The 10,056-nt window shown below is 67.4% G+C and carries 8 protein-coding genes and 4 pseudogenes; 7 read left to right on the top strand and 5 right to left on the bottom strand.

The genetic code is table 11. The annotated features are described in order from the left end of the window. Positions 1–208 precede the first annotated feature (208 nt). On the top strand, positions 209–586 hold the full coding sequence (locus ABZT93_RS33980; RefSeq protein WP_356111932.1) for a hypothetical protein: 378 nt from the start codon (positions 209–211) through the stop codon (positions 584–586). 295 nt (positions 587–881) lie between these two features. On the opposite strand, the gene ABZT93_RS33975 is transcribed toward ABZT93_RS33980, so the two are convergent. From ABZT93_RS33975 to ABZT93_RS33965, 3 genes are all read right to left on the bottom strand, one after another. After that, positions 882–2,378: a cellulase family glycosylhydrolase gene (locus ABZT93_RS33975; protein WP_356111931.1), complete on the bottom strand. Its 1,497-nt coding sequence runs from the start codon at positions 2,376–2,378 to the stop codon at positions 882–884. 192 nt (positions 2,379–2,570) lie between these two features. Further along, positions 2,571–3,731: a cellulose-binding domain-containing protein gene (locus ABZT93_RS33970; RefSeq protein ID WP_356111929.1), complete on the bottom strand. Its 1,161-nt coding sequence runs from the start codon at positions 3,729–3,731 to the stop codon at positions 2,571–2,573. A 25-nt stretch (positions 3,732–3,756) separates the two neighbouring features. Further along, complete coding sequence (locus ABZT93_RS33965) at positions 3,757–4,980, bottom strand: cellulose binding domain-containing protein (RefSeq protein WP_356111927.1); 1,224 nt, start codon at positions 4,978–4,980, stop codon at positions 3,757–3,759. A gap of 334 nt (positions 4,981–5,314) precedes the next feature. On the opposite strand from ABZT93_RS33965, the pseudogene ABZT93_RS33960 reads away from it, so the two are divergent. Continuing rightward, positions 5,315–5,506: pseudogene (locus ABZT93_RS33960) on the top strand (transposase); the annotation flags it as partial. 103 nt (positions 5,507–5,609) lie between these two features. Here ABZT93_RS33960 and ABZT93_RS33955 read toward each other — a convergent pair. Continuing rightward, a complete protein-coding gene (locus tag ABZT93_RS33955; protein WP_356111943.1) occupies positions 5,610–5,990 on the bottom strand; it encodes a hypothetical protein in 381 nt (126 codons plus the stop codon). 238 nt (positions 5,991–6,228) lie between these two features. Beyond that, a pseudogene (locus ABZT93_RS33950) lies at positions 6,229–6,459 on the bottom strand (transposase); the annotation flags it as partial. Positions 6,460–6,565: 106 nt separating this feature from the next. Between ABZT93_RS33950 and ABZT93_RS33945 the strand changes: the two are divergent. The 5 genes and pseudogenes from ABZT93_RS33945 to ABZT93_RS33925 all read left to right on the top strand — a co-directional run. Beyond that, positions 6,566–6,768 (top strand): annotated as a pseudogene (locus ABZT93_RS33945) (IS5/IS1182 family transposase); the annotation flags it as partial. A gap of 359 nt (positions 6,769–7,127) precedes the next feature. Next, positions 7,128–7,514: a recombinase family protein gene (locus tag ABZT93_RS33940; protein WP_356111925.1), complete on the top strand. Its 387-nt coding sequence runs from the start codon at positions 7,128–7,130 to the stop codon at positions 7,512–7,514. Between the two features lie 264 nt (positions 7,515–7,778). Then, positions 7,779–8,375, top strand: coding sequence for a pentapeptide repeat-containing protein (locus ABZT93_RS33935; protein WP_356111923.1), 597 nt, complete (start codon positions 7,779–7,781; stop codon positions 8,373–8,375). Then, positions 8,360–8,860, top strand: coding sequence for a pentapeptide repeat-containing protein (locus ABZT93_RS33930; RefSeq protein ID WP_356111921.1), 501 nt, complete (start codon positions 8,360–8,362; stop codon positions 8,858–8,860). Before ABZT93_RS33935 ends, ABZT93_RS33930 begins: the two co-directional genes overlap by 16 nt. Before the next feature lie 830 nt (positions 8,861–9,690). Next, a pseudogene (locus tag ABZT93_RS33925) lies at positions 9,691–9,924 on the top strand (DUF6234 family protein); the annotation flags it as partial. Positions 9,925–10,056: the final 132 nt, after the last annotated feature.

Raw genomic sequence — 10,056 nt, 5'->3', positions numbered from 1 at the left:
ACCCGCTACGACAAACTCGCCCGCCACTACCAGGCCCTGGTCACCCTCGCCTGCCTACGACTCTGGCTCCCCTGACATTGCGGACAGACCCTAGGACCTGCTCGGTCGCCCGGGCTGCTACTCGTGAGTGGATGGCGGGATCACCGCATCTGCTCCCGTCAACTCGCAGCTCTGCCTGCGACGACGCAGGCCACCCACTAGGGGGAACATGCGCAAGGTGATAAGTGCTGTGGCCGCGTTCACGACCGTGGCCACAGCAGTGGTGACGATGAGCGGTACTGCCCAGGCCGGGGCCGCTGGCGACGACACGGTGTACGGATGCAGGTCCGGCAACGTGTGTATCTGGGCCCAGGGCGTCGAACCCTTCAATGACCCGCACCCGACGGTCCAGTACTCCAGCTACGGCTACCACAACCTGAGCAACCAGTACGGGGAGCATGCGGTCCTCAACAACCAGTACGGCGGCGCCACCGCCAGCCTCTGTTACAACTACGGCGGCACTAACTGCTACGAGACCCTCGATCAGGACGATTGGACTTACGAGAACCTCACGCCGGTCAACTCCATCACCCTCAACCGGCCGTAGCGCACCCTTCGCCCCGGGGAGCGACCGCCGGGCCCGACCACACCGGTCCCGGCGGCTCCGTTCTCGCCACTCCGGCCGTTCTGCCGGTATGGGTGATCAGCACACCGTCCGGCCTCGCCCGGATCGGACCGGCTGGAGCACGCTCGGCCCAACGGCCCAACACCTACGTGTCCAGCTCTCTGCCGGCCATCACCCCGGGGTCGACCGTGTCGGGGCGCAGGCAGACACCGACCAGCACGATCTCCGCACCGGCCGGTGCGCCGTCGACGACCCGGGCGAGAAGCTGGGCACCCGGTTATGGGGTCGAGTAGGGGTCTTGGCTGATCAGGTGGGCCTTCAGACCCTCTCCGACGCCGGGTTCCGGGGTGCCCGCCCAATCCTTGATGAGCACGCCACCACTGCTGCATCCCCAGGGGTTCCAGGTCCACGCGAGATAACTCATGTTGTGCGCGTCGGCCCAGTCCGCCAACTGCTGCATGTAGTCGAAGCCGCAGTTGTCCTGGCCGAACTCACCGATGACGACCGGCACATGCTGGGCGAGCGGCGCGACTTGGCTGTCCCAGCAGGACACTGTCGCACAGGCGTTGAAGCTGTACGCATGCCATGACGCGGCGATGTTGTTCAGCGGGTCGCTCGGCATGTGCGTCAGCCACTCGCGCATGTCGTTGGCCCACTCAAGGCCACCCAGCATGAGGACGTTGGTCGCGCCGGTGGCCCGGACCGCGTCGACCAGGTCCTGCATGCCGGCCGTCTCGTACGGGAGGCCCGTGCAGGTGCCGCCGTCGCGCCAGCACTGCCAGCCGACCGTCTTGTCCCAGTCGGCGGCGATCTCCGGGTACGGCTCGTTGAACAGATCGAGGACAACGGCGTCATTGCCCTTGAAGGCGTTGGCGACACCGGTCCAGAACTGGGGGGCGTACTGCGCGTCCGGCATGGGTTTCTGGCAGGTCGCGGTGGCGTCCTTGCAGTGCCAGTCCGGCCCGTTGGTATAGGCGCCCCGCGTCCAGTGCAGGTCGAGGATCGGGGTGATGCCATTGGCGACGAGCAGGTTGACGTACTCCTTGACGCCCTGCTGGTAAGTGGTCCCCTTGGGCGAGCCGTTGAGGCCGAGCCAGCATTCCTCGTTCAACGGCACACGTACCGCGTGGATGTTCCAGGTCTTCATCGCGTCGACGGAAGCCTGGTCGACCGGGCCGCCGTCCCACAGTCCCTTGCCCTGAACACACGCGTATTCACCGCTGGAGCGGTCCACGCCCAGCAGTCGGTACGGCTTGCCGCTCGCGGTGACGATCTTGTTGCCGGAAACCTTCAGCTCCGGGGCCGGACCGCTGGGATCGCCAGTCGGTGTGGTGGTGGGGCTGGGGGTCGGGGATGTCACCGAGCCGGTACAGGTCACGCCGTTGAGCGCAACCGATGCGGGTTGCGGATTGGCGCCCTTCCACGCACCGTTGAACCCGATGGACGCCGACCCGCCCGTGTCCAGCGTCCCGTTCCAGTCGAGGTTGGTGGCGGACACGTGGGTTCCGGACTGTGCCCAGGTTGCACTCCAGCCGTTGGTGACCTTCTGGTCGGAGTTCGGGAAGTCGAACGTCGCGGTCCACCCTCGCACGGGGGAGCCGAGGTTGGTGATGGCCAGGCCCGCGGTGAACCCTCCCGGCCATTCGCTCTGCACCTTGTACGCGACCGAGCAGCCGGTGGCGGCTGCCGATGCGGGCAGGGTGGCGAGGGCAAGGCCACCCAGGATCAGTGCACCGGCGGCGCCGGTGGCTATTAAGGTGTGACGACGTTTCACCTGATCTCCTTGTTGCGTGAGGGGTCGATGAGCTCGATATCCATCTGATTCGACGGACGGGTGAGTCAGGGCCCAGGCCGAGGGCCTGCAGCTGACCGGTCCACCAGGCGGGTGCTGCGCGCCGTACGGATCAAGGAATCGACAACTGCCGCGCGTTCAGATCCTGTCGTCCCGGCACATTCCATGTGGGCGTCAGCAGCCGATCGGTGAGGAGCCCAGGGCCACGTCGTCGAACCAGAGCGTGTCGTCCCCGGTGCCGTAGCTCTCCCAGCCCAGGCGCAGGCCGGTGGGGCGGGGAGGGGTCCTGCGGGCGAGCCACTGCCCGTCGACGTTCTGGGTCGGCAGCCCGTCCACGTGCAGTCCGGCGATTTCCTGGTCGTCGACCCAGGTACGCATGGACTGGGCGGTGGTGTCGATCTGGTATCGCAGGCACAGCCACCGGCCGGTCGCCATCGGGGTGCTGAGGGCGACACCGGCCGGGCTCTGTTCCGGCAGCGTCGCGTCGTCGCTCTCGCGGTTCCACTGCAGCGCGCCGTTCTGCCCGCCGACGCGCAGCGCCTTGCCGCCCTGTGAGGAGTCCGGCATGGACACGAAAGTGACGTGGTTGGTGGGCAGGGCCGTGGTGTGCCGGACCCGCATCCGCACGTACACCACGGGCCCGACGGAGGACAGATCGCGGGTGGAGGCTGCGAAGACGTGGTTGCAGTAGCCGGCGCCGCCGTCGACGCGCAGCGACCTGGTGCCGCTGTAGGCAACGGACGTGTCGACGCTGACCTTCCCCGTTCCCTGGCAGTCGGGTGCCGTGGTCTGCCAGGCGCCCGAGGGCACGGTGCCGGTCTGGTCCTCGAAGTCGGAGCAGATTGTCGCCCCGGACACGGCGCATTCGGCCGGCACGGTGGGTGTCGGCGTCGGTGTCGGCGTGGGAGTCGCGGTTCCGCCGCACGGAGCGCCGTTGAGGGCGAAGGCGGTGGGGGCGGGGTCGGCGGTGCGCCAGGTGCCCTGGAGGCCGAAGTCCACGGACCCGCCGGCGGCGAGCACGGCATTGTGCGCGGCGTTCACGGCGGTCACCGCGCTGCCCGACTGGGTGACCTGCGCGTTCCAGGCGGACGTGACCTGCTGGTCGCCGCCGTAGGCCCACTCCAGCCGCCAGCCGTTCAGGGCGGCGCCGAGAATTGTGACGCGGATCTGGGCGGTGAAGCCGCCGGACCACTCGTTGGTGGTGTAGGTGACCGTGCAGCCCGTCGCCGCGCCCTGTGCGCGCGACGTCGCGATGGCGGGAAGGGCAACCGCCACCACGGTCAGCACGAATCCCCACAGAGGCAGCCGGTGGCGGCGCACGCGTGATGAAGTCATGGCCATGATCACTCTCTCGCGGGAGTCAGGACGCGGTGCACAGGAGTGTGCCGAGGTCTCGGTCGTCGCCGTTGAGCGTCATCCCCCAGGTCGTCGACGCGCCCGGCGCCAGGGAGCCGTTGTAGGAGGCGTTGTGCACGGTGGTGGCGGGGCGGGACGGATCCACCACCGCGTTCCAGCGGTTCGCCACGGTCACACCGCCCGGCAGGGTGTGGTGCACCGACCAGCCGGCGACCGGCCGGGACCCGGTGTTGGTGACCGTGACGTCGGCCTGGTACCCGCCCTGCCATGAGCCGGTCAGTTTCCACTGCGCCGTGCAGGCGGTGTCGCCGGAGGGGCTCGGCGCGGGAGTGGGAGGCGGTGTCCCTCCAGAGGTGTCAGTGGTGTAGGGGACGGCGGTGTAGTCCTGCGAGCAGCCTCCCGCGCAGCCCGACGGCAGCGAGAAGGAGTACGTACGGCCGCCGCCCAGCGAGGCGTCGGCGGCGTCGCGGATCCGTATGGTGAAGTCGATTCCGCCGGAGGCCGTCGCGCCGATGACATAGGACTGCCCCATGTCGCTGTTCATGGTGGCGTCGGTCCAGGTGCCGTTCGCCAGGTACTGGATGCCGTGGACGCCGTTGGGCAAATGGGAGACGGCGATGGCGGGCCAGTACCGCTGGGCTCCCCTGAGGAAGCCGATACGGATGTCGCCGCTGTAGTCCGGGGCCGGGACGAAGCTCCAGGAGACGTGACGGTTGTTCCAGTGGTCCGGGTACATCGCCCCCACGGGGGTGCCGCCGATCCGGAAGCGGTTGAGGGAATCGGTCGCCAGGTCGAGGTGGTTGGGGTCGTCCCGGCACCAGGCGTTGGAGTCGGCGCAGCTGTCCGCGACGAGCATGGTCAGGGTGGCCCCGTTGTACGTGTCGGCCACCCAGGAGCCGTTGCGGCAGAAGGGCTGGCCAGGGGCGCCGTCGTTGGTGCCGGAGCAGTAGTCCCCGATGGTGACCTTGACCCAGCGGCCGCAGTTGCGGCCGTTGTCGAAGGCACCCTTGATCGGTGCCTTTGAATCCGGCACCGGGCGCGGGTAGGAGCCCGAGTAGTCGCCGGGTGTGTTGAACACGTTGAGCGCCACGAAGTCCTGGCTGTCCAGTTCGCGCTGCGGAAGACCACAGCCGCCGTAGGGGCTCCCGAGCCCGTCGAAGTGGGTCGCGTTGCCCAGGACCTCAGTGGCGGCGGCGCTCGCGACGGGCGGCTGGGCGGCCGCGGCCACGACGGGTAACGCGGCACAGCAAAGCGCTGCCAGCAACACAGCAATGCGCTTTCGGGCGGGCGAGCGGTGGATCGAACGAAGCTGCATGGGGGGATCCGCCTTCTTCGTGACGGGGCGCCGTGACGTTCGTGTGGGACTGCTCTCGGAGTGAGGGGAGTGAGCGCTGGAACACCCTCTTCATGGGAGCGCTCCCACCATCTCCATATCCGGGACTGTAGAAGAGGGGCATGACCCTGACAAGGGGTCGCGTTCCCGTCGGAGTTTTCGCCGTGTCCGGGCTGGACAGTGTGCCCGGCCCTCGTCGCGGCCGTAACCGCGGTGGATCGGCGTGTGCATCGCCCGCAAGGGCATCGAGTCCAGTGAACGATTAGGGCGTCGGAGATGGGTGATCGAGCGCACGATGTCGTGGCTGTCTGGCTACCGCAGACTCAGTCCCCGCTACGAGCGCAATTCCCGCAACTACCTTGGCTTTCTCGGCGTCGCCGCCCTGTGCTGCTACAAGAGACTCGTCCGACTCACCACGTAGGACACGGTCTAATACTCCAGCAGCGGTTCGTGTCCTGAGCTGCGTTTTCGATAGTGGCATCGGCGGGCGATGGCTTGGCGGCGTCTTCTCCAGGCCGACCTCTTCAGTGTGTGGGCGACGGCGTTGCGGTCGGCTCGTGGGTGGGGTAGGAGAGCGTCCAGGAGTCGCCGTATCGCTGCCACGGTGAGCGGGACGAGGGCTGATTTGTTTCTGCAGCCTCCTTTGCCGCCTCACCGGCCTGGGCTGCGAGTGCTGTCAGAAAGGCGTGGGCGAGCATCGCCAGGCTGATGTGCCGGTACCAGCCGACGTAGCGGCGGACCTCGTACTGGTCCAGGCCGCATTCGTTCTTCGTGGCCTGGAAGCACTCTTCGATCGCCCAGCGTGAGCCGGCGATGCGGACCAGCTCGGCCAACTCGATGCCGACGGGTGCGTAGGCGAGGTAGTAGGCAAGCTCGCCGGGGTCGGACAGGCTGCGGCGGGCCATTACCCAGCGGTGATGAGTGGGCGGATCGGGGTCGGTTGGCGGGCAGCTTGGCCGCGGCCTGGTCGTAGACGCGCGGGCCCTTGGCGCCGTCGCCGCAGGACAGCCGCTGCCAGGCATCGGCAGGGGCATCCTCGATGAGCTGGTCGATGCGCCAGATCCCGGCCAGCGACTTGATCTGCTGGGACTGGGGCACCGCGACCACATAGCCGACGTCGAGTTGTTCGAGCAGGCGGCGGAAGTGCCAGTCCTGTCCGTAGGCCTCGTCCGCGGTGACCCAGGTGGCGGGCAGGCCGGCGGCAATGCAACGGCGGACGATGTCCCGGGCCAGTTCACCCTTGGTGGCAAAGCCTCGCTCATCAGGGATCTTCGCCGCCCGGCAGCGGTCACGGTCGGAGGTCCAGGCCTTCGGGAGGTAGAGCTCCCGGTCGACCAGGGCCCGGCCCGAGCTGGTGGCGTAGGCGGCGAACACCCCGATCTGACAGTTGTCGATCTACACCCGCATCCGCCGCTACGCCCTGGACGGCGTGTTCACCCGGGCACTCCAGCAGATCCAGGCTTCCGCGGACGCTGCCGGCGACATCGACTGGCTCGTCCAGATCGACTCCACCATCGTCCGCGCCCACCAGCACGCCGCTACCGGCCGAAAAAGGGGATCCACCGGCCGGACGAACCATACGATCACGCCCTCGGCCGATCCCGTGGAGGACTGACCACCAAAATCCATCTCGCCTGCGACGGCAAAGGGCGCCCGCTCGCGATCTTGCTGACACCCGGCCAACGCCACGACAGCATCATCGATGCATCTTCCATGATCGGGAGTTCCACCGAACGTCTTACAGTCCCACGTACGGTCGTGGATGCGCGAACAGGCCCTGCCCAATCTCGATGAGGATCCCGCGTTCGGCGAGCCGCTCGAGCTTCAGGCGTTGTTGCCGTTGTTGAGCGTGGCGGCAAGACCAGGCTCAGGCCACTCTGTGGCGCCAGAGGGCAGGCCCCCTCCCTCATCGCCAGGGAGATGGGGCACCCGTTGCGGCGAGAGCCTCGCACCTTGTCACGCTGGCGTGACCTGGTCGGGTGCGGGGCTGCTCACCCTGCGGGTGAATACTGCAGCACTCGAATACCAACACTCCACCAGGCATGTCGACACGGTCGCGCCAGGATCGGCGCCACCGCTCCACCGAGCGGACGCTGACCCGCAGTTCTATCGCGATGACCGGTGCGGTTCTCGCCCCGTGCAAGCGGGTCTCGACCGACCAGCAGTCCACCGCCCGGCAGAAGTTCGTCCTGGACGAAGCCGGGATCGAGGTCCCGGTCGTCTTCGAGGAGGACCAGGGCACCTCCAGCCGCCTCCACCCGCTCCCGCGGCCGAAGTTCCGTGAGCTGCTGAACTATGCGCGGCCGGGCGACACCGTCAGGAGGCTGTCCCGTCGCCATGACCTCAGCATTTTCGAGGATGCCGCAGCCGCGTCCAGGGCCGTGGGGGACCGCGCCGTGCACAACCGCCCCCACCCGACCGAGTGCTAACGGAGACCCTCGTGAGTGACTTCCCAGCTGCTGTGCCCGACGCCATCGGTCACGCCCTCGGCAGCGTGGCGTCGGACAACATCCGGCCCTGTCGGGTGTCATGGAGGGGTGAGGAGCAACTTTGGCACCGGACGCCTGAGGCGGATTGCACATCGCCGGACCGACAGCCAAGGGCCGCGCAGAAGCCGCGGGCCTGGTCGGCGCGGTAACGGCGGCAGGGGCCGGGCGGAGCGGATGGGCTTGTTGGTAGCAGCCTTGCCGGGCTTGACTGCACTGGTCGCACTCTTGTTCACGTGGGTGTCGGTCGCCCAGTCACGGACTGAGCTGCGGATCGCTGAGCAAGGCCAGATCACTAACCGCTTCACTGCCGCAATCAACAATCTCGGCTCGGACTCCGAGGATGTGCGCCTGGGCGGGATTTACGCCCTGCAGCGCATCATGCTGGACTCCGCACGCGACCAGCCCACGATCGTCACGGTGCTGACGGCGTATGCGCGTCGGCATGCCCGGGTGCCGGCCAGTGGCTTCGCCAAGGAGCGGCAGGAGGAAATTGAGCAGAGCCTGGAATCCCCGGTCAAGCTGGCTGCTGATGTACAGGCCGTTCTGAGTGTGCTGGCCGATCGTTCAGCCGACCATGACGAGCGGACCATCCTGGATTTCAGGCACACGGATCTCCGTGGAGTCGAGGTGTTTACACGGCGCAAAACACCCGAACACGGTGCAGCGTTCCGTGCTGCCAGCTTCGATGAAGCGGATCTCCGGCACTCAGCGTTCGACGGCGTTGACCTGCGCCACGCCTCCTTCGCCGGTTCGAACCTGGCAGCAGCACGTTTCGACGAGGGGACTTGTCCGACGCCTTGATGGAGGACGCGGATCTGACGAACACAACAATGTGGGACGCCAACCTGACGGGAGCGGATCTCAACTACGCGAAACTTCATGAAGCCCAGCTGGATTCGGCCGTCAATCTCACAAAGGCGACCCTCCTGACGGCGGATCTCACCGGTGCACGCCTAGATGGCGCAAACTTGAGCAACGCTGCTCTGATTGGAGCGAATCTGAAGGGCGCGTCCCTCACCGAGGCGAAGCTGCAGGGTGCGCGACTGAGTAACGTGGACCAGGAGGCGCTGTCAAACGAGTTCGGCTGGTATATCGACGAAAACGGCAGCCTGGCGAAGGCGGACCTCACAGGGGCAGACCTGACGAACGCGGACCTGCGTGGCGTGGACCTCACCGAAGCAACCCTTGTCGACGCAGACCTGACAGGCGCCAAGCTCGCTGGCGTGAAGCTGACTCGGGCCAAGCTCGACGGTGTACGAGGCTTGCCGCCATCACTCCGCCCCTAAAGGCCTCGGCCGGAACCCGGAGCTGGGAGTCCGCCAGGGAGAATCGACCCAGTAGCTCCGGCGCTCAGGTGGGTCGGTCGTAAGGCAACTGCATTGGGTCTAGGCCGATGCCTTCTCTGTCTGTTGACGGTGGTGCTTGAGCTTGGTTCGGGCGTCTGCTCGTTTCTCAGCGTCGATCGCTTTCCAGAACGGGTGGCCGACGATCAGAGCAGCGAGCTCGAGTTCCCGTACTCGCAGCCGGCCGATGCGCTCGTGGTCCCCAGGATCCCAGCCGGGGGACTCGGGACGGGAGGAGGGGCGCCAGTGGTTCGCGTGGGTTGTCCACGCGGCCAGTGGTTTGAGTGTCTCGTGAACTCCCGCTCGGCCAGGGGGCGCAGGGCTGCGTGATCTCCAAGCCCGGCCGTTCGATGTTCTCTGGCAGGTATACGGCGCGGGCCCCGAATTTGTTACTCATACCAGGAGGCCGCCGCCGCGGCGGATGATCCGCTCGGGCTCGTACACGGCGAAGAGGACGGCGTCGGCGCGGTCGGGGCTTTTCATGCCGCGGGCGCGCATGGCCTTTGCAGCACCGTGACGTCAGGGCAGGGCCTGGCCCGCGCTTTGGAAGCGGACCGCGCCCCCGTGCATCGATACGGTCGGCGTGACGTCCCTTGGCCTGGTGCCGGGGCGGTGAGGCCAAGGGACGTCTGCCGTGGCCCCGGCGCCAGAGCGGGAAGCAAGCCGGGGCCCTCAGGACGACGGTGCACTCGTCCTGCCCGGTTTAACGCTCTCGGGGCTGAGCAGGTCACCCAGGCGTCAACCGGCCGCGGCCCTATTCATCGACGTCACCCGCGATGGACTGGGTTCCGATCCTCTGGCTCGGCGGGTTCACATTGGGCGTGCTCGTGATCGCTGTGATCTTCTTGTATCCGTTCGCAGGAGCGGTCCAACTGCTCGTGGCAGCCATTGCAATGGTCTTCACGATCGCTGCTTGGCACGGTCGGTACGAGCGTGCCCACCCACCTCAGCCACCAACGAGGGCCGGGATGCCGCACGCTCCCTCGAACCACGTGACCGACCGGTAGAACCCACAACGGCGGACGCCGAGTCACAAAGCCACACAGGCAGACCACCCGTGGGCGACCGCCCCGACACAGGCCTGGCGATTACCACCGGTGGTCGCCCTTCCTCACCCGTGTCCGGCAACCCGGCAGCCG

The organism is Streptomyces sp. NPDC005303, from assembly GCF_040607335.1.
Classification (GTDB): Bacteria; Actinomycetota; Actinomycetes; order Streptomycetales; family Streptomycetaceae; genus Streptomyces.
Note: the sequence above shows the minus strand (reverse complement) of the source record. Positions and strands in the feature narration are given on the sequence as shown.

What these genes read in the sequence shown, in the direction of transcription:
- ABZT93_RS33940 (WP_356111925.1), top strand. Translation starts at nt 7,128, where the DNA reads ATGTCGACACGGTCGCGCCAGGATCGGCGCCACCGCTCCACCGAGCGG.
- ABZT93_RS33980 (WP_356111932.1), top strand. Translation starts at nt 209, where the DNA reads ATGCGCAAGGTGATAAGTGCTGTGGCCGCGTTCACGACCGTGGCCACA.
- ABZT93_RS33955 (WP_356111943.1), bottom strand. Translation starts at nt 5,990, where the DNA reads ATGGCCCGCCGCAGCCTGTCCGACCCCGGCGAGCTTGCCTACTACCTC.
- ABZT93_RS33970 (WP_356111929.1), bottom strand. Translation starts at nt 3,731, where the DNA reads ATGACTTCATCACGCGTGCGCCGCCACCGGCTGCCTCTGTGGGGATTC.